The organism is Psychromonas sp. psych-6C06 (assembly GCF_002835465.1).
GTDB lineage: Bacteria > Pseudomonadota > Gammaproteobacteria > Enterobacterales > Psychromonadaceae > Psychromonas.
This window is the reverse complement of sequence record NZ_PIZM01000002.1, coordinates 74,054-94,939: the sequence shown is the minus strand read 5'-3', so window position 1 is coordinate 94,939 and position 20,886 is coordinate 74,054. Positions and strand designations below refer to the sequence as shown.

17 protein-coding genes are annotated in these 20,886 nt (G+C 40.8%); 7 read left to right on the top strand and 10 right to left on the bottom strand.

Annotation, left to right across the window (positions count from 1 at the left end):
- The first annotated feature begins 131 nt into the window (after positions 1–131).
- Positions 132–683, top strand: coding sequence for a sugar O-acetyltransferase (locus CW745_RS03540; RefSeq protein ID WP_101107155.1), 552 nt, complete (start codon positions 132–134; stop codon positions 681–683).
- A gap of 218 nt (positions 684–901) precedes the next feature.
- Positions 902–1,516: an alpha-ketoglutarate-dependent dioxygenase AlkB gene (locus CW745_RS03535; RefSeq protein WP_202973150.1), complete on the top strand. Its 615-nt coding sequence runs from the start codon at positions 902–904 to the stop codon at positions 1,514–1,516.
- Positions 1,517–1,597: 81 nt separating this feature from the next.
- Here the strand turns inward: CW745_RS03535 and CW745_RS03530 are convergent, their stop codons facing one another.
- The 3 genes from CW745_RS03530 to CW745_RS03520 form a co-directional block, all read right to left on the bottom strand.
- The gene (locus tag CW745_RS03530; protein WP_238596682.1) at positions 1,598–3,766 is read right to left on the bottom strand and encodes a DUF6359 domain-containing protein; all 2,169 of its coding nucleotides are present in this window, start codon (positions 3,764–3,766) and stop codon (positions 1,598–1,600) included.
- 76 nt (positions 3,767–3,842) lie between these two features.
- Entirely contained in the window at positions 3,843–5,876 is a 2,034-nt protein-coding gene (locus tag CW745_RS03525; protein WP_101107153.1) for a bifunctional 2',3'-cyclic-nucleotide 2'-phosphodiesterase/3'-nucleotidase, read from the bottom strand.
- 711 nt (positions 5,877–6,587) lie between these two features.
- Positions 6,588–7,358, bottom strand: a complete 771-nt coding sequence (locus CW745_RS03520) for an SUMF1/EgtB/PvdO family nonheme iron enzyme (RefSeq protein WP_101107152.1) — start codon at positions 7,356–7,358, stop codon at positions 6,588–6,590.
- Here CW745_RS03520 and CW745_RS03515 point away from each other — a divergent pair.
- The 3 genes from CW745_RS03515 to CW745_RS03505 are packed head-to-tail and all read left to right on the top strand — an operon-like array spanning position 7,351 to position 9,931.
- Positions 7,351–7,560, top strand: coding sequence for a hypothetical protein (locus CW745_RS03515; RefSeq protein WP_101107151.1), 210 nt, complete (start codon positions 7,351–7,353; stop codon positions 7,558–7,560). The genes CW745_RS03520 and CW745_RS03515 overlap by 8 nt on opposite strands.
- Before the next feature lie 41 nt (positions 7,561–7,601).
- Complete coding sequence (locus CW745_RS03510; protein ID WP_101107150.1) at positions 7,602–8,891, top strand: anaerobic sulfatase maturase; 1,290 nt, start codon at positions 7,602–7,604, stop codon at positions 8,889–8,891.
- A 35-nt stretch (positions 8,892–8,926) separates the two neighbouring features.
- A complete protein-coding gene (locus tag CW745_RS03505) occupies positions 8,927–9,931 on the top strand; it encodes a hypothetical protein (protein ID WP_101107149.1) in 1,005 nt (334 codons plus the stop codon).
- Positions 9,932–10,167: 236 nt separating this feature from the next.
- On the opposite strand, the gene CW745_RS03500 is transcribed toward CW745_RS03505, so the two are convergent.
- The 7 genes from CW745_RS03500 to CW745_RS03470 form a co-directional block, all read right to left on the bottom strand.
- Positions 10,168–11,082: a LysR substrate-binding domain-containing protein gene (locus tag CW745_RS03500; RefSeq protein ID WP_193755531.1), complete on the bottom strand. Its 915-nt coding sequence runs from the start codon at positions 11,080–11,082 to the stop codon at positions 10,168–10,170.
- A 77-nt stretch (positions 11,083–11,159) separates the two neighbouring features.
- Complete coding sequence (locus CW745_RS03495; RefSeq protein ID WP_101107147.1) at positions 11,160–12,536, bottom strand: BatD family protein; 1,377 nt, start codon at positions 12,534–12,536, stop codon at positions 11,160–11,162.
- Between the two features lies 1 nt (position 12,537).
- A complete protein-coding gene (locus CW745_RS03490) occupies positions 12,538–14,211 on the bottom strand; it encodes a VWA domain-containing protein (protein WP_101107146.1) in 1,674 nt (557 codons plus the stop codon).
- A gap of 1 nt (position 14,212) precedes the next feature.
- Positions 14,213–15,283: a VWA domain-containing protein gene (locus CW745_RS03485; protein WP_101107145.1), complete on the bottom strand. Its 1,071-nt coding sequence runs from the start codon at positions 15,281–15,283 to the stop codon at positions 14,213–14,215.
- 1 nt (position 15,284) lies between these two features.
- Entirely contained in the window at positions 15,285–15,866 is a 582-nt protein-coding gene (locus CW745_RS03480; RefSeq protein ID WP_101107144.1) for a DUF4381 domain-containing protein, read from the bottom strand.
- A 1-nt stretch (position 15,867) separates the two neighbouring features.
- Complete coding sequence (locus CW745_RS03475; protein ID WP_202973149.1) at positions 15,868–16,812, bottom strand: DUF58 domain-containing protein; 945 nt, start codon at positions 16,810–16,812, stop codon at positions 15,868–15,870.
- Positions 16,813–16,817: 5 nt separating this feature from the next.
- Complete coding sequence (locus tag CW745_RS03470) at positions 16,818–17,813, bottom strand: MoxR family ATPase (RefSeq protein ID WP_202973164.1); 996 nt, start codon at positions 17,811–17,813, stop codon at positions 16,818–16,820.
- A 187-nt stretch (positions 17,814–18,000) separates the two neighbouring features.
- On the opposite strand from CW745_RS03470, the gene CW745_RS03465 reads away from it, so the two are divergent.
- Both CW745_RS03465 and CW745_RS03460 read left to right on the top strand, forming a co-directional pair.
- Positions 18,001–19,572: an arylsulfatase gene (locus tag CW745_RS03465; RefSeq protein WP_101107141.1), complete on the top strand. Its 1,572-nt coding sequence runs from the start codon at positions 18,001–18,003 to the stop codon at positions 19,570–19,572.
- A gap of 202 nt (positions 19,573–19,774) precedes the next feature.
- Positions 19,775–20,878, top strand: a complete 1,104-nt coding sequence (locus CW745_RS03460) for an outer membrane protein transport protein (RefSeq protein ID WP_101107140.1) — start codon at positions 19,775–19,777, stop codon at positions 20,876–20,878.
- Positions 20,879–20,886: the final 8 nt, after the last annotated feature.

Sequence of the window (20,886 nt, the reverse complement as noted above, 5' to 3'; positions counted from 1 at the left end):
TAGCAACTGGTGCCCATAATCTATAAAGATAAACACACTAATATAACGCCATGATGGATTGAAATAGCAATGCGGGTATGGCGAGTAATTTTAATTGGTGAGAACATCAATCACGTCTATCGGAGGTATGTATGAGTGAATTTAAAAAAATGTGCTTAGGTCTCGACTATGATGCAACAAGCCCTGAGTTTACTGTGCTTAGAAAAAGTGCCTTTGATTTATTACGAGAGATTAATCAGCGTCAATTTGAAGAGGCGAAACCTTTTGTGGTTAAGTTACTCGAAACTGTTGGCGAAAATAGTGTTATCTGTCCTCCTTTTTTATGTGAATATGGTAAAACTATCTCTGTTGGGCGTGATACGTTTATTAATATGGGGGTCACGATGTTAGATAATGCACCTATTAGTATTGGTAATAATGTTTTGATTGGGCCTAGCACACAGTTTTATACACCGACACACCCGTTAAATTATCAAAAACGCAGAAAATGGGAGGTTCAGTGCTTGCCTATTACAGTGCAAGATGATGTTTGGATTGGTGGAAATGTGGTTATCTGTCAAGGAGTAACTATCGGGGCGCGTTCGGTTATTGCAGCTGGTTCGGTTGTGACTAAGGATGTCTTACCGGATACGCTTGTTGGTGGAATGCCTGCAAAATTAATTCGCTTACTTAATGGCGAATAAACAATGGGTTTCTAATTTCAATTAATATTGAATAATACCAATCGAATTAAGTATGTGATCTAAATTTTGCGTAGGAAAAGTGACTTAACTCAAGGCGAAGCTTAACGTAAGTGATTGTTATATAGCTGAAAGTTTCAACGAACAGGTAAGTTGCTTTAATCCGTAAAATAGTTCAGCTATTTATTTCGTTTGGTATAAAGTAAAGGTAGAGAGATATTTTGCAACTGTTTAACTTTGAAAGTGATCCCATTACCTTGGTTGATCACGATGGTCGTGTGATTTATTGGGCTCACTTTCTAGATGAACACATAGCCAGTGCGTTGTTCGATGAGTTATTGTTAAACAGTCAGTGGCAGGTTGAGGAGATATCGGTATACGGAAAACGCTATCAACAGCCACGCTTAACCTGTTGGTATGGGGAATTTGGCATGCGTGCAGATGGTGGCTATCAAGAACGTACCAGTGCACAGCCTTTAACGGATAATTTATTGTTATTAAAAGACAAAATAGAGGCGCAAACCGGTTATCGATTTAATTGTGTTTTGGCCAATCTATATCGTGATGAGCATGATGGTGTTGGTTATCATGCAGACGATGAAGCTATTTTAGGTGTTAACCCTGTGATTGCCTCATATAGTTTAGGTGAAACAAGGCGCTTTTTGATCAAACATAATCAAAATAGTGTATCGACGTTAAAGGTGGATTTAAGGAATAACTCACTGTTATTAATGGATGGTTGCCTACAGGAGAATTGGAAGCATACTATCCCTAAAAGCAAACGGCCTATGAATAAACGTATTAACTTAACCTTTCGGTTAATGCCAGCAGATTAGAGTGGTTAAACTAAATCATTTTTAAGTGTGTTAAAAAGCAACGCAAATCACGTTGCTCTTTATAATTAAAATGGTAAGTGTTTAGTCTAGTAAGGTTAATTTTGTGACGCGTTTGATACCATCATGGCCTCTAAATGGTTTGATAATACCTTCTACTCTGAGTTTTTTTCCTATTAATGTTGGGTTGATTTTTGGGCTAAAGTCGGCGCGTTGCGCCACTTTTAGTTTGATGTATATATGGCTGTTTGGATTTTCCGGGTTAATTAACTCAATACCGCGTTTACCAAATACCTTGCCCTTAATCTGTCCGCTTAATACTACAGGCGTTCCATTTTCCATACCTAATACTTCATTGATCGACAGATCCATATTGCTAGGCTGAGTATCGGTTAGCAATTCAATACTCACAACTTGACGGATGCCTGCTTCGCCCATGTAGCTATCACGTGTTCCTTTGATAGTAAGTGACGAATCTAGTAAGTCTGGGTTTAATTGTGGACTAAATTGCTCACGCTGATTGCTCTCTAATTTTACATTAATAGTAAGGCTCGGATCGTTATTGTCTGCGAGCAATAAACCATAAATATCATTTAATGGTGCTATGACTTTACCCGTAAATTCAATCGCCTCTCCCTTTGCTGTCGCTAACGCTTGCGCTACCGATAAAGTGCTTGGTGCAATTTGAATATCACTCACGTCACGGATTCCAGCTTCGTTCATATAACTTGAACGTACCCCGGTGACGATGATGCTTTGGTTTAATATTTCAGGATTAAGTTGCGGATTAAAGTCTGTACGTTGATCGCTTTCTAATTTAACGTAGATTGCTGTTGTGGGATCATTAATGTCGTTTAAAATTAAGCCATATATACCGTTTACTTCAGCACTGACTTTACCTCTGACTGTAAGTAGTGTGCCCTGTGCTGAAGCAAGCGCTTGTGTCACTGAAACACTGTTTTGTGGCATTGGGGTTGAGGTAGTGCCCCCATCCCCATAGGGAGCGTTGTAACTGTTATTTTGGTAACTGTTAGTGTCATTTGGATTAAAACCACTTGCGCGATCTCCCCATGGCTGCCCATTATTTGGATCGGACATCTCTTCTTGCGCCATTGCATTAGGGGTCGCAATACCGACTAAGTGACCATTTTGATTATCAAAGTATTGATAGCTTTCTGGTGTGGATAGCCAATTAATAAGATTGACCGATAAAGTAGCGGCGTTGCCAGAGTCTGTCCAACCCGGATAGGTTCTTTTATTTTGCCCGTTATCTTGGCGTTTATATTTAGGGGTTGCATCTTCTATCGGGGACGAGTCACCAATAAAAGCGGCTTTACCTGCGCCAGATTTAGCTATTGCAACATAGGGGCCTTCTGCTTCACCACCAAAATAGAGCCCTTTATCTTTTGCATAATTCCATTTTACCGGCGTATCTGATTCTGAAAAGTATACTAACCCTTTGGCTTTCTGCTCATTCACGATAGCCAGTGTCGCGCCACCAGCCATTAAGATAGGCTGAACTCCTTGAGTTATCCCTTCGCTTTGTTGTGGCGAGACAATACCACTCACACCCTGTTTATAATCGATGCTATTAAAACGAAATCGAATACCAAAATTTTCTACTAACCAACCTGCATTAGCCATTTTAGGGTTGCGCCAGTCACCGTATTCGCCACTCATCTCATACTTAGGAAGAGCTGAACGGTTATAACCATTAAAAACCTCTGTTGCATCCCAGGTATTTAAATTACGATCGGCATCGTAGTGATCGGCAATAAAGAATATTCCTTTCCCTGCTGCCACAAACTGTTCGAGTGCTTGTTGCTCACCTTGAGTAAAAGGTCGGTTTGTTTCTGCTAAGACGAATACATCTGCATGGCTGATTCCTTGATAAGTAATGATCGCTTCATTTTGATTTGTACTTTTACTATCAAAGTAGCGAATGGCTCCATCGTTATTTAAATCAATGCCACGATATTCTTGAACTTGATATCCCTCTTCAACCAATGCATCAGCAAAGTCTGAGAAAGCACCATCAATAACCCAGTCTGCATTCCCTTCGACACCGCCATGAGAGGTATCAAAGAGTACGATTTTCCCATTATCGGTATTTGCAGAGGGGACTTTTACGGGAATAACATTATTCCAAGTATAGGCCTCTGTGGCTTGCAGGGGCTGTGGCGATATGCTTAATCCGAATGCGATAATTAATGCGGACAGTTGAGAGTTGTGCGTAAACATCTTGTCATTCATATTTTTAATTCCTGTTAAATTAATGATTTTAAAACGTTAACTAAAATGAACTGTGGCAGTTCATTCATACTTGGAGTTACTTTGGGCTTAAATCTAAAGAGTAAATAGCAAAACCATCACTGGTGGTCTCTGCAGTGGTTTGAATATGGCTAAATTGTTGGCTATAACTTTTCGCATCAGCGTTGTTGGCACTTTTAAACAGAATGTTTACATTAGCAATCGGGCTGAAAGACCAATTCATATCGGCTGCGGGATCAAGCCCATTTTCACTATTGAGTCGTGTTTGCTCGGTTAAGTAATCAGCCACTACTTGGCGGTTTTCATTAGGGGAATCAATCACTATTTTATCGGAAGTGATTGCGGGGAAGTTACCGCCACCAGATGCACGGTAGTTGTTTGTAACGACTAAAAAAAGTTGCTCATCAGTCACAGGATTTCCCTGATAAGTAAGCGCTTTAATTCGTTCAGCATCAGATATTTTGTCTCCTTTACTGTTATACCTTGCTGCTTGCGTGATATCGATTTGGTAATTTACACCATCAATTACATCAAAATTGTAGGAGGGAAAATCATCATTGATCAGGTTTTGTTGTTGTGCTGATTGGGTATCAATTTGATTAAATTGGCCGGCAGACATCTCTAACCACTGCTTTACCTGTGCACCGTTTAACTTCAACACTTTTAAGATATTTGGGTAAATGTATAAGTCTGCCACATTTCGATAAGCAATCTCTCCGGCATCAATGGCGGTGTAATCATCTGAACCGCCTCGACCAGCTCTAAAAGGTGCACCAGCAGAGAGAATAGGTAACCCATCAAGTTCAGTGCCCTGTATTATTTTTTGCGTATACCAAGTTTGTGCATCAGTGACAATTTGAATGGAAGGATCATCGTTAACCAATGCAAAATAGCTGTTGATTGGGCCTGAAACCTTTGCAAAGGGTTGATTAACCCAAGTGCGGGTTTCATCGTGTTCAACCATTACTTCACTTTCGACCGCACCATCGTTTTCAACCAGCGAAATAGTCATTCGATTTTCGTCTGTCTTATAAATCGCTTGTAGGCTTGATTGTGAATCGGTTACTTGCCAACTGTTGCTTGTATATTCTAGAGATAAGTCTATTTGACCTAAGTGATTACCCCAAAAACCAGGCATTACCGCTGCTACGCCATTGATTGTACCTTTGTCATTATCGATTCCAAAAGCTTGCATATCAGCGTAATTTTTTCCTGGGAAGTTAGCGTGTGAATGGCCAAACAAAATCGCATCAATGCCATCGACTTGAGACAGGTAGTAACTGGCATTTTCAGCAAGTGGCAGGGGCTCTGAGGTATCAATACCTGAGTGAGGGATCGCAATAATTAAATCAGCTCCTGCAGCTTGCATTTCTGGGACATATTTATTAGCCATGGCAACAATATCTTTGGCGATCACTTTGCCACTCAAATTCGCTTTATCCCACTGCATAATTTGCGGTGGAACAAAACCGATAAAGCCAACCTTAAGGTTGTGCTGTTTACCTTGGTTATCAATGAAAGACTTTTCTTGAATTAAGTAAGGTGCGAAGAGTGGCTTATCATTGTCTGGATTATTGTCACCATCATCGACGAAGGTATTCGCGGAAATATAAGGAAAGTTAGCATCGTTGATCGCTTCCTGTAAAAACGCGATGCCAAAATTAAACTCATGGTTTCCTATGTTCGCAACATCATAATCAAGGGTATTCATTGCTTTATAAACAGGATGTACTTGCGCTGGCTGAAGCTGTTTAACCTTGGCCATATAGTCCCCTAGTGGACTACCTTGGATTAAATCACCATTATCGACGAGTATCGTATTGCTCACTTCATCTCGGGCTGCGCGAATTAAGGTTGCGGTCTTGACTAAGCCAACTTTGTCATCTTGTTTATCTGAAAAATAATTGTAATTTAAGAGGTTGGCGTGAATATCAGTTGTTTCTAACAAACGTATTTTAAGTTGAGTGCCTTCTGCTGGCTCGGTTAACGTTGAGTTAGGTGTGTTCACAGTAACGTCATCAGTGGAACTATTACAACCAATGAGTGTGCTTGCCGTGCAGAATAGTGCTACATATAAAGAACTTTTTTTCATGTTTATTACTCGCTAATTAGAAAGGTTATAGCGACTATAAAGATTTAAAAAGACAGTTTTGTGACTTAAATGTGATGGGTAAGTGTATGTTTTATGAATGATTTGCTACGAAGGTCGTTTTATATATCAACGCTTAAAAGATTCTGTGTATGGTCTTTTTTGTTAACCCCTGTTGTTAAAGCTACCATTGTTAAAGCTACCATTGTTAAAGGGATTGAGTGTATCAAGATAGCGTTTTTTATAATCTTGATACCTGATTATTAATTTATGGTTAAGCTTAATGGCTCACCTCTTCCCAAACTGCACCTGTTGCGCCACTAGGTAGAGTAATTCGTATTTTATTAGACCGTATTGGAGCTATATCATAGGCCATTACTTCGCGAGCTATACGCTACTTTTGTAATGTCATGGCCTGCAAAAATAATAGCGACATGAGTACCATAACGCCATGGTGAACCCTGTTTTGAGCCCTCTAAATTATTGATGTACTTTCGTTCGGAGAACAGGATATATACATCGCCCAAGCATTGAGGGTGATGATTATTGCTCTCGGCTTTACTGCTCTGCTATGTGGTACCTGATTGCTTTCGATATCACTGCTGGCGATTGTCATCTCCACGCATTGTATTGTCATTAGTTCTTCAGCGATCGCTTTTTATACCCTTGCGAAGGGCGGTTTAAAGCGATAGTCAGGAAAGGTTAATAGCGAGATTAATTAATATCTTTGGCTAAACGTAAGCCTAAGTCGGACATCAATATTGATTGGCTTGCGAAATCTCTACGGAAGTTTTCAGACTCATCTTCACCGTAAGCAAAACTCCCCCCACGGGTAGTTTTATGGGTTAAATTAATGTCGGAATGTTGGGCATTATTAGGGTTGTTTAGGGGAGAGTTTTTATAAAAATTTTCATCGAACTGATCAATGACAAATTCACCAACATTACCTGTCATATCATACAAACCGAGCTCATTGGGCGCTTTTAAACCCACTGCATGAGCGCTGTTATTGGCGTTTTCCGAATACCATGCGACATCATCAATATTGTTTGAGCCACTGTATTTAAAGCCTTTTGACTGGTTGCCCCCGATGGCTGCAAACTCCCATTCTGCTTCTGTCGGCAAACGAAAGTTTTCACCCGTAAGAGTATTGAGCCGTTGGATAAAATATATCGCTTGTTGCCAACTTAAATTATTAACCGGTACATTCTCATCCACAAAAAAACTGTTAGAGCCCCCCATTACCGATTCAAATAAACCCTGAGTCACTTCAAATTTAGAGATATAAAAGCTATCAACACTCACCTGATGCGCTGGCTGTTCAGATTTTTTTGCCTGTGGCAAATCTGAGCCCATCATATATGTGCCCCCCTCAACAAGTACCATATCAGACATGATTTGAGCTGCAATTGGATGCTCTGGTGTGGCGTTAGAGTGGCTACAACCGGCCAATATAAATAATGCCATTGAAATGAGTATGGGCATAAATTGGCTTGAATATCTGTTGAATAAATTAGTCTTAGCGCGTTGCATATTAACCCCTAGTGGCAGCAATGTGATGAACCATGATTATAAGCAGATTGGCGCGTCTGATAAGCAAACTATTGGTTATATTAGGTATAGCCAAATAGGGCTTATGGTGATGGGGTTATTCACTTACAATTTAGCTCATAAAGTACGTAAATAAAGTGCACTGGCTTGTTTGTAAAGATATTAATAGGGGTTGATATGACCATAATTAACGTTCCACAATATAACGGTAAGGCATCAAAGCGTATGCATGTGATGGCTAAACCTATCGGTGCAGTATGTAATATTGATTGTGATTATTGCTACTATTTGAGCAAGCAGGATCTCTTAGAGTACAAAAAAGGCTGCTCGCCGGAAATGGATGAAGCATTGCTTGAAACCTATATTAAACAATATATTGAACAGCAAAATACGCCGGAAATAATTTTTTCATGGCAGGGTGGGGAGCCTACAATGTTAGGTCTTAACTACTTTAAAAAAGTGGTTGAGTTACAGCACAAGTATTGCCCAGAAGGGGTAGCTATCTCTAATGATTTACAAACTAACGGCACATTACTGAACGCGCAATGGTGTATTTTCTTAAAAGAAAATAATTTTCTTGTGGGCTTAAGTATCGATGGCCCTGAGCTGATGCATAATACCTATCGAACTAATCGTGCTGGTCGCGGTACTTTTAAGCAGGTAATGGCCGCTGTGGCGTTGCTCCATAAGTATGAGGTGCGCTTTGCCACACTCACTTGTGTTAATGACGTCACCAGTAAAAATCCTTTGGCGTTATACCGTTTTTTACGAGATGTGGTGAAGTCTCCACAGATGCAGTTTATCCCAATTGTTGAACAAAAGAGTTTTCGTACCCAAGCGCCACAAAGCAATCAACAGGCTGCGCAATATTGTCAAGGTGATGCGCGTCTAGCGCCAGATCACGCTGAGTCCATCATGGAACCATGGTGTGTGTCTGATCACGCTTGGGGGGATTTTTTAATCACGGTGTTTAATGAGTGGGTGTTAAACGATTTTGGTAAAGTGATGGTGCAATATTTTGAAGCCAGTGTAGAGGCTTGGATGGGCAACAAGAACCCATTATGCACGTTGGGCGAAGTTTGCGGAAAAGGGCTCGCGTTAGAGCCTAATGGTGATGTGTTTGCATGTGATCATTACGTTTATCCAGAATATAAAATTGGGAACATTAATGAAACTGCGCTGGATAAAATGGCTTTTTCTAAAAAACAGCAGGCATTTGGTTTTGCAAAATCGCGCGATATGAATTCGCAATGCCAGCGTTGTGAATATCAATTTGCTTGTTATGGTGAATGCCCTAAAAATCGTTTCATCAGTAATCGTGATGGTGAGCCAGGTCTTAACTACCTTTGTGCTGGCTGGAAAAAGTTTTTTGCTTATATCGATAAACCACTTGCACATATTCTTCGCCATACTGGGCATCGCGTTGCACACGGTAAATACAACGATCAAATAATGCAAAATCACTAACCCACTACATAAGTCCCTATTTCGAGGTGTTCACTATGATATTTAACCGACCAATGTTTAGTACTGCGTCCTTTGTTATCAGCTGTTTACTGTTATTAAGTATGAGCCTAACTGCGCGTGCAACGTCAATGACAACTGCGGAAACAACACCAGAGAGCATGGCATTCATTGCGCAAAACAGTAATGAACCTGTTGAAAAACGTGTTCAAGCATTACACTTTATTAGTCAACATCCCAATCAAAATAGCCTTGTAGCCGTTGCTAGAGCACTCAAGGATGAACACGCTTTAATTCGACAAGCGGCTATTGCTGGCGCAAGCCCGTATCCATTAAAGCATCGTTACCGCATGGTTTCGCCTTTATTAAATGATCCCGTGCAATCAGTCCGTGGTGATGCACTTGTGTATTTACTTAAAGACTATGACTTATTGGCTATGGATGAGCAGGCGCAACTAACACAGCATGCTGATAAATTAGTCATGCAATTAAGTGATAAGAAGAGTTATTCAGAGCAACTTTTACTCGCAGATATCTATCGTTTGACCTTTCGTTTTGAGGCATCGCAACACCTTTATAAAAACCTGCTTGAATCAGAGCAAAAGAATGCAACGTTATTTTTAAATGCATCGCTGAATTATCATGCGCTAGGGGATGAACACAATGCCCTTAGTATCCTTGAACAAGGGATTAATTTTGATAACCAAAACGCAGCTTTATATTATGCTCAAGCACTGGCTCTGGTACGTCTAGAGCAAAAAGGTAGAGCGGCTATTGCGATGCAAAAAGCGACACAGTTTTCGCCGGAAAACGCTTATTATTGGTATTTAAATGGCGTATTACAGGAGCCAATTGATACGGAGTTGGCCATTAATTCCTTCAAACATGCTTATCTCGTGTCAGGTTCAGCTGAAAATTTATATGCATTGTGTGATATTTATGCGCGTAATAAGCATCAAGACAGTGAACAGTGCATTAACACCTTAGCAGATATTGCACCGCCGGAAGTGATCGATGATTTGCATGAAAAGTTGCTTAATTAAATCACTTTTATAAGAGGGATATAATCGTTTTCACGAGTACCAATTACATTAAATATGCGCTTTAAACTTGATGTAGAAAAACAGCTTTATTCAAGGTGTTATTTACGTAAGCTTCTGTTTAATAATGCAAAATGTTAGCGTGCAAGTCAGTTGTTTAAAGCTGTAAAATAGAACAGCTATTTACTGTAATTGGTATATCCATTGTTGCTTTATTACGCTCTTTTACCCCTGGGAAATTACATCGTTGAATTTTTAAACGCGATCCCTTCTTTGATTAATAATTTTCGAAGCCACACATGGCCAAGGTCGGTATTTCTTGATGGATGCCAATACAAGTTGATACTGATTTTGTTTATATCAAGCGGTACAGGTAATGCTTTGATGTTATAAACAGATAGATGTTTTTCGACAATACGTTTTGAACACAAAGCAAGAATATCGGTTTGTTCTACAAGTGGTAAACACTCAGTAATCGCGCTACTACGATAGACAATTTTGCGTGAGTCTAATTCTGAAATTTGTGCACCACTCATCATACTACTGCGGGCTTGCCAACCTGATACAACAGTATGTTGTTCTGCTAAAAACTGCTCAAGGCTCATCTCATCTGCAATTCTTGGGTGGTCTGCATTCATCACCGCGACGATCTCTTCATCAAAGAGGTGCTGTGATTTAATAAATGTCGGTGCAAAATGTTCGGCATCGATAACAAAATCATAGCGCTGTAGACGTAAATCTAATTCAGTATCTTTAGAGAACTTAGGGTGAATTTCAAAATGTAGGTGTGGTGCATGTTCGCGCAGTTTACTGAAAAAAGCGGGTAAAAAGGTGTGCCCTAAACCAGAGATAACTGCAAAGGAATAAACCCGTTCAGCGGTAGCCGGATTAAAAGTACCTTCATTATTGATTGTACTCGTATAATTGGTTAATGCCGCTGATATAGCTGGGTAAATATCAATGGCGCGAGGCGTGGGTAACATGCTGCTGTTTTCACGCAGGAATAGAGTGTCATTATAAATATCACGCAATCGTTTTAATGCTTTACTAACCGCAGGTTGCGTAATTCCTAAACGATCCGCTGATTTCGATAAACTCTGCTCTTCATAAATAGCGACAAAGATAGGGATAAGGTTCAGATCAGTATTTTTCATAGCGCTCATTTCATTCAACTCATTGACTGTTAAGCATAAACTATTTTTTTACTGACCTGTTAAGTTAATGGCCACTTTTATCGTTTTAGTTTATCTATCCCTCGCTTTTGAAGGCCTCTTTTTAGTTGAGGCAGAGCGCGTGGGAGTATGCCATGACGCCATATTTTGAAGGCACTGTTTACATTTCGATGTTGTTGACGCACTGCAAACCACATCGAAAAAACACAGCGTTTAGCTATCTGATGATTATTATCTGGCAGACTGATCGTTTGTTGCAAATTTTTAGCTGATTGTTGTTGAGATGAAGTGATCCCTCTTTTAAGGGTGAGTTGACCACTATTATTACGAATTTTTTTATACAGTAATGCGAGTGATAATGACCAATTTTGTGCATTAACTGCTTTGAAGTATAACCACCATGTTGGTTTGCCATGGCGCCTTAGGTGCTGACGTAACTTTAAAATAGATGCCAATATAAATAGCAAGGCGATGGTAAAGAAAACTAAAATGCGACGATGGTGTTGTAACCACGACGACAATGTGTGGGTGACGTTGATCGTTTTACCTTGTATTACCTGTTTTACCAGTTGTTGATTTTTTGTATCCCACCAAGTAACGACGATATCGGGAAACGAGACTTCTCCGCCTTGTTGCAGGATATAGGTTTGTTGCTCTTTGCGTGTTGATAGGTAATCGCCACGATGTTCATGGTCTTGTAAAACAGCGGGTGTCTCATAAGTTTGAAATTGTGTATTTTCTTGCTGTTGTAAAACATTCGGAAGTAATACGGATAAAGTATTTGAAGCCTCAATGGTAACGTCGCGACGAATGCTATCGCCGACCATTATCTTGTTATTGGATTGGTGCCATTGCTGTTTAATGTTTACCTGTGAGGCGCTAAACCAGTTTTCTTCAACCAAGTTTGCATCGGGTAATATTACTTTGAAACCTTGTGCCTGAGTTCGCACCGTACCAGCAACTTTCCCATCATTAGGTGACATCACTTCGATATCTAGCGCTAACTCTCCGAGTTCATAATGGCCTGAGCTCTGAGGCAGTAGTGATATTTGCCACAATTGAAATGACCACGTTTCGCCATTAATTCGTTTGCTACTATGTACCGAAAAAGGCTGACGCTGACGATTCATCACATTTGCAATTTCAATTTCAGGAATGTTTGGCGCGCGAGTAAACCAGCGATTTGTACCTAACTGTATATTTAAAACAACTTGCTCACCAATTGCCGCGGTAAGTATTTTGTTTTGTGCACTGCCCTGTTTATTTTCTGTGTCACGGTTAGCGGTTGTTTCAGTAGATAACCACGTTTCAATACTTAACAATTTGTCCTGCTGCAAATCACTAATACTTATCGCCCATAGGGTTGTGGGGGTGATTAACATAGCCAATAGCAAAATTAAGGAGCGACAGCCGTTCATTGATAATAAATGATTCATGTTATTGCTCCTGTGCTTGATGTTGCAGGTAAAACTTAGCTTGTAAAAACCGTTTCGGATCCGCTTGTACACGTTTTAACCATTTGTCAGCCAATGCTTCACTGCCCAAGATTTCACGTGCATTTAATGTTTCTTTATTTAAAACTTCTTCGGGTGAAATTTCGTCATATCCATCGGAGGTAATAGGATCGTCCTTACCTACCTCAAAGGATTCTTCAAGGCCATCTGTGGTGCCTTTTTGGCTTTCGCTATAACGGTTTATATCATCAATAATCGCTTGAATTGCTTGTAAGTTATTCCTAACTTTTGTATGTAACGCCAATTGAGAAGTGAGGTGCTCTTGCTCCATTTTCTTGTCAAGGTCGACGAGTAAGTTTCTGGCCGCAATATATTCCCTTTGCCTTGCGAGTGCATTGCTCGCATAAAAAAGACTGAGATCGGTTGGTTGTTGCATAAAGCTGATATGAGCCGCTTTAAATTGAGCTGCATAATAATATGCAATACCTTTACGCAGAGGATCTTGGTAATGCTGCGCAGCGCTTAAGTAGTCTTTATTTTGAAACGCGCGCTCTCCTTGTTGGTCTGGGGTCAACCAAAGATTAGACCAAAACTGTTTACCTTCAGACCATAAGCTTTGCTCAAGTTGTGCACTTTGTTGCACTTGTGAAGCATAACTAGTGCTAGGTAGCATCACTGCATTAGCGGAAATAATCAGTAATAGCGACCACTGAACAAGCCAGCCTTTTCTGAACCAAAGTAGCAATAAGAGAGCGATGGGAAACAATAGGTAATATCCCATATCTTGCCAAGGCATGATGCTATCGCTACTAATTTGTATATGGCGTTGTATCTGTCTGAGTAACCACTTTATATCTTGGTTATCGATGCTTAGTAAATGCAAACTAGCGTTGGTTTTATCCGCTAAATTTTGCAATGAACGTAAATCGAATGGAATGGTCGCTTCACGCTTATTATCGCCGACGCCGAGCAGTAATAATTGGTGATCTGACTGATCAAAGTATTGCTCGTATGCGGAAATTGTTTCTGGTGGCATGCCATCGCTTATTAATAGAATACTGGCGCTCTTTTCGTCGCTTAACAAGCGATCAACTAAAGGTAATGCCTGTTCTGCTTGTTTTCCCTCGCGAGGCATTATTTCTGGAGAAAGGGCGCTCACAAAGGGCATAAATACTTGTTTATCTGAAGTTAATGGCATCACAACATGTGCTGATCCCGCATAGGCGATAAGCGCAGTTTTGCCACCATCACGTTGTTCTATCAGGTCGATTATTTTATGTTGAGCACGTATTAATCGGTTAGGCGCTATATCGTTTTCGAGCATCGATTCGCTTAGATCCACGATCACCACTAAGGCGCCTTTATCTTCATTGAAGGGCGATTCTGCACGCGTCCATGTTGGGCCTGCACTACTGATTATGGTTAATAACAACAACAAACTGAGTATTTTAAGTGGCAGCATTTTTCGCCAACCTTGTTCTCCAACCGTCAACACCTTTTGTAAATGAGGTGGTAAATGTTGTTGTGATGTGGCCGCTTGAACACGTTGCCAACGTAAATAAATAATGGCTGAAAATGGCAACAATAGCAGTAAAACTTGTGGGCGAATAAAATGAAAATTGGTCCATAATAGGTTGATAAAAGTGTTATCAAACATTCTATTCTCCCTGTTTTACTGATTGTGCTACAAGTGTCTTAGCGTTATCTCTCTGCCTAGAAAACACTAAGCTGACACTAAAGGCGATTAAATAAAGCGCGAGAATAAAAAGCACAAGGTAGTGGTGTAGTGTCTGCGTTATTTGATAACTGGTACTGTTAAAGAGTTGTGGCTCTAACGCTGAGATTGTTTCATAGGCCTGTGTGAGTTGTTGTTTATCCAGTGCCTCAAAAGTTTGACCGCCGGTCTCTTTTGCGATGCGTTTAATAGTCTGCATATCCAAGGCTTGCTCACCAACTGTTTGTGGGTCGCCCATGGCGATCACATGTATGCGAATACCTTTGACTGCAGCGACTTTAGCTGCATCAATTGGGCTGACAAAGCTGCCTGTATCGTTACCATCGGTTAATAAAATAAGCACCTTTTCATTGTTGTTTGGCTGACTTTGTTTATCTTGCTCCGCCTGTTCAAATACCTTAATTGCAAGGCCGATTGCATCTCCTAAATGCGTGCTTTGACCTGCCATCCCTGTATCTGACTGAGCTAATAGAGTTTGCCAAACATCAATGTCTGCAGTAAACGGGGTTTGTAAAAAAGCAGCATCGGCAAAAAGAATAAGGCCTAATCTATCTCCTTGACGTGTGTTTGAAAAATCTTCCAGTACTTGTTTCGCAACATCAATACGACTCATTTTTTTTGTTGCGTTTTTATCGGCTTTATCGTTGTCGTTAATAAAGTCTTGTTCATTCATTGACCCAGATAAATCTAAAGCAATCATTACATCTCGGCCTAATTGTTCACGTAATTGTGGTTCACTTAATTGCACCGGTTTTGCTATTGCAACAATTAAACAGCTCCAACTCAGTACTAAAACAATACGCTGCCAAAGACGCGCTTTAAGTAAACTCGCTCCTTCGCTTGGTTGCTCGCCAAGGCTGTTGATAAGTGCATTAAAAAAGGGCACTTTGATTGCTGTTTGTTTGCTTTTGTAGGCGCGCGTAAATTGCATTACCAACACTGGAAGTGGGAGTAATAGTAGCATCCATGGATATGCAAGCGTGATTGAAAACATCTTATTGCTCCCTAAAAAGAACTGATAAAAAGTTGCTTCGTAATGGGAAATGATTACGGTGATTTTTTATCCATTGTTTGCTTTTTTTTACTAAACAGCTGATATCGGCATCGTTTAAATCGCTATTGGGATGATACAAACTATTCATCCAACGTTCTGTTAAGGTTGTTTGCCAGATCCCTTGCTCACCTTGATGACAGCATGCATCGAGTTTGTTAAAAAACGCATTATCGTTCAGCTTTGCGGTTTGCGGATCAAGATAAAATAGCACCTGTTTTAAGGTATAAAAAAGTTGCTCAGAAATCTGTTGATTTTGATTTTGTGGATGTTTACCTGCGTTGTTATATTGCGCGTTAAGCATAATGTCACGTACTGCATTTAAGGCTTCACGACGATATCGATTTTTATAAATATGCCTCAATGCCATTGCAGAAAGAGCGAATATCAAAAGAGATGCAAGCGCAATTAAAAACCACCAACCAATGGGTAATTGTTCAAAACCCGGCCACCACGATACTGAGGGGGCCGCTTGCACATCGATAAGATCTCGTAAAATATAAGTTGAGGGTGGTGTGTGTTGCATACTAACCTCCAATTAAACGTTTTAGTTGGTTTAAATGGTTACCGTCAGTACTTAGCTCAAGTAATGGTAAATTATGGCGCGCCATTAACTGGTTTAGCTTTTTAGCTTGTTCGCTGGTGGTGCGGGAAAAATGTTGGTTAACCTTGGTTATTTGTTGCTGCTCAAGGTTAAACTGAGATTGCCCATCTCCCATGACCCACTGTAGCTGCTCAGGAATACTGTGCTCCATTGGGTCGGATATTCGAATGGTTAATAGATCATTACTGCGTTGAATACTTTTTAAAGTGCGCATATCTGTTTCGTTGAGAGTTAAAAAATCGCTCAGTAAAATCACCGTTGCTTGGCGTAAATCGCGCTTCGATAATTGTATTAAAGTCTCGGAAAAAGATATTTTAGTGTCGGATTGAGCATTCAACCTTTGATTACTTTCACTTAGTTTTTTTAGCAGGTGCAAAAGGTGTTGCTGGCCACGCATTGGTGCAAACCATTGGTGATTATCGCTTTCTTTGATTAAAAAGCCGATACGATCTCCTTCACGCAAGACACGCCATGCAACTAATGAAGCAACCTCTGCCGCGACCACGGATTTAAGAGTATGAGTTGAAGCAAAAAACATGTTTGCGCCTTGGTCAACCAATACCACCACATTACGATCTTTTTCTTCGCTGTATAAACGCACGTGAGGTTGACCGGTTCTAAGGGTAACTTTCCAATCCAAATTACGAATATCATCGCCTACTTGATAATGTTTCAGTTCTTCAAAGTTTAAGCCTCGACCACGAAACTGTGACTGATGGCGACCAGTCATTAAGCTTTTCGCTTGCCATTTTGGCAGTAAACGAAAGGAGTGACTTAACGGCTGAAGTGCAAGTAAACGCCGATAATCAGTGTAGATACGTTGATCTTTTGCTTCTGTGTTCGCATTGTCACGCATAAATCTAGTCATGGCCTTTACCCAATGAGTACGTTATCTAATAGGGTATCCACCACGCGTTGGCTAGAGATATCTTCTGCTAAAGCATCATAACTTAAGGTAATACGGTGAGATAAGACTGCATGTGCAATGCTACGGACATCATCTGGTAGTACATGATCACGTCCGGCTAACCAAGCATGGGCGCGCGCGCATTTATCTAGTGCAATCGTTGCGCGTGGGCTAGAGCCTGTTTTTATCCAGTTGGCTAATGATGTATTTGGGTAACGTTGTGGATCACGTGTTGCCATTACTAGTGCAACCATATATCGCTCGATGATGTCAGATACACGAACCTCACTTACTTGTTGGCGTGCAGTAAAAAATAGTTGTGGATCTATTTTATGATCTACTTGTTGCTTTATAGGGGGCTGTGTATTTTGCTGTGAATTTTCTTCAAGTCGCATTAAGCGGATAATATCGAGCTCGACATCATCATTGGGATAGTCGACAGTCACTTTCATCATAAAGCGATCCATTTGCGCTTCAGGCAACGGATAAGTCCCCTCTTGCTCAACGGGATTTTGTGTTGCTAATACCATAAACATTTCACCGAGTTTATGGCTACTATCGCCAACGGTTACGGTATTTTCAGCCATTGCTTCTAATAATGCTGCCTGTACCTTAGCGGGCGCGCGGTTTATTTCGTCGGCTAACACGAGGTTATTAAATAAAGGCCCTTGTTGAAAAGTTAAGAGTGGCTTGCCGTTATTATCTTGATATTGAATGGTCCCTGTAATATCGGAGGGTAATAAATCGGGCGTAAATTGCACACGGCCAAACGAAGCATTGATAGAGGTTGCTAATGATTTTATAGAGCGTGTTTTGGCGGTACCTGGCAGGCCTTCTAGCAAAACATGCCCCTTGGTTAGCAATCCAATGACGAGGGCGTTAATAACCTGAGGCTGGCCAATCACAGACTGTTGAACTTGCGCGATAACAGCGTTAATTTTTGCTAAGGGTGTGTCCACGATATCTCTCCCAAATCAGTTAATTTATTTGTAATGCTCATCTTAAACTATTCCTACCCTGCTTAGGTATAACCAAAGGTTATACCGTCTATTCAGTGACTAAAGTTCCCAACTTCATATAATCCAATCGTCTAAGAAATAGATTCTATATATTCTTAAATCAGTCACTAAACACTTTACCGGAGTATCTATGGCACAATCATATCGCTTTAATAAAACCGCCTTATGCACTAGCTTGTTAGCCGCAACCACGGTTGCAAATGCCGCTGATAAACCTAATATCCTTGCTATTTGGGGCGACGATATTGGTATCTTTAATATCAGTGCTTACAACAATGGCATGATGGGATACCAAACGCCAAACATCGACCGTATCGCTAACGAAGGTGCACTGTTTACTGACCACTATGGTCAGCAATCATGTACCGCTGGTCGTGCTGCATTTTTAACAGGCCAAGAACCATTTCGTACCGGTTTATTGACTATTGGTATGCCGGGATCGCAAGCGGGTATTCCCGATTGGACACCCACTATTGCTGACCTTCTAAAAGAGCAGGGGTATATGACTGCGCAATTTGGTAAAAACCATATGGGTGACCAAGATAAGCACCTTCCTACTGCACATGGTTTTGATGAGTTCTTTGGTAACCTCTATCACCTCAATGCAGAAGAGGAGCCTGAAACTTACTATTACCCTAAAGATGCTGAATTCGTTAAGAAATATGGCCCTCGTGGCGTTATTAAGTCGACAGCTGATGGCAAGATTGAAGATACCGGCCCAATGACGCGTAAGCGCATGGAAAACGCTGATGAAGAGTTTTTAGAAGAATCGCTTGCCTTTATGGAAAAAGCGGTGAAAGCAAAGAAGCCATTCTTTATTTGGCATAACACCACACGTATGCACGTTTGGACACGTTTACAGGAGAAATATCAAGGTATCTCAGGTATCTCTATTTATGCTGATGGAATGATAGAGCACGATGACCATGTTGGTATTTTATTAGATAAAATCGATGAGTTAGGTATTACCGACAATACTATCGTTATCTATTCTACCGATAATGGTGCTGAAACGGTGTCATGGCCTGATGGAGGTGCAACGTTCTTCCATGGTGAAAAAGGAACGACATTTGAAGGTGGTATGCGTGTTCCTCAGTTAGTGCGTTGGCCGGGGGTGATTAAGCCGGGGACTAAGATTAACGATATTATGTCTCATAAAGATTGGTTGCCAACGCTAATGGCTGCCGCAGGAGATGACAAAGTCGTTGAGAAATTAAAATCTGATAAAGGTGCGAACTATAACGGCACGAACTGGCGTGTCCACATGGATGGCTATAACTTCTTGCCATACTTTGAAGGTAAAGAGGCAGAAGGGCCACGTGACGGGATGTTATATTTCTCGGCCAATGCTGAACTAAACGCAGTGCGTACAGGTGACTTTAAAGTTTCTTTTGCAACGATGGAAGGTAACATTACAGATGCCGTTCGTTTCCAATCAAACTGGCCACAAGTAGTACATTTACGCGCCGACCCATTTGAAAAAGCACCACATGAATCTGGTATGTACTTGCGTTGGATGGCTGACAATATGTGGTTATTTGTCCCCGTTGGTAATCAGGTCCAAGAGTTTATCGGTACATTACCAGATTACCCACGTCAAGAAAGCCAAGTTTTAAATCCGGGTAACTTTAATCAGAACACTTATATGCTGCAGGGTAAATTGCAACAACTTGAGCAAGTTCGTCAAAAAGTAATGAAATAACCTTCTAAAGCTGTTGTTTAACAACGCTTAGGTTGCGCATGCTAATCAGTTAAAGCGCTGGTTAGCGTGCTTATTTTGTTTAACACCTTTTAAAATACTTTATTCAATCTCGTTAACGGCATAAACATTCTTGGTAACGCGCTATAAAGCAAGGGAATGAGGCCTAAAATAAGCTCCGGTTACCAATTTATACAGGTCTCTTATGATAAAAATTAACTATCCCTTTTCAATTGCACTATTGTCCCTCAGTTCTTTGAGTCATGCTGGTGGGTTGAGTTTGTCGCAAATTGGCACGACTCAAAGCACTGCAACAGCTGGCGTGAGTAATGTTACTAACAACCAAGATGCCTCTGCTACGGTCAGCAATGCGGCTGCTTTGTCTGGTATTGACGATTCAAGCTTTATGTTTGGCGTGCAATATTTAGATGTAAATAATGACTTCCAAGCAAGCGAAAATGAACTCACTAGTAACGGCAGTGATGGTGCAATAATACCGCATATTTCCTACGCGAAGCGACTCAATGAGCAGTGGGTGACCGGTGTTGCACTTCATGCTCCAGGTGGTTTAGGGCTTGATTATGATAATGGTCTTACTGGTTTAGGTCTGGTTGATACAAGCAGTATTACGACGATAAATTTAACGGCTTCTGCTTCTTACCAAGTGAACGCTAATTTATCCTTAGGTGGCTCTATCATTGCCCAGTATGCAGCCGTTAATAGCACGCTTTCCGCAGCTACAAAGAATACTGAAATTGAGGCCGATGATTGGACTCCTTCCTTTGCATTATCTGCACTGTATCAAATCAATGACAGCACACATGTTGGCGTGAATTACAACGCGGGGGCAAAGCATGATTTGGCCTTTTCAATATTAGAAGGATCTGTTGAGCAGTCGTTTAACTGGCCACAAAGTGTTGAATTCGGCTTACAACACCAACTTACTGCACAACTAAGCATGATGGCCAGTGTGAATTGGCAACAATGGAGCCAGTTCAATAACGGTTACGATGATACATATGGTGGTGGTGTTGCCATGAGTTATCAACTAGATAGCTGGAGACTGCACTCGGGGATAAGTGCAGACAGTAGTCCGCTAGCTGCAGATAATCGTGGTCATGCATTGCCGCTAGATACGCAATGGCGATTCGGCCTTGGTGCTGAGAAAAAGCTAAAAAACAACATGGTATTGGGGCTAGCATATCAGTACCAATCATTAGGCGATGCGCAAATATCAGGCTCAGGCCCATTAAATGGGGAATACAGTAACAATCGTATCCACTTTATTACCGCATCGCTAAGCTTCTAATTTAAAGG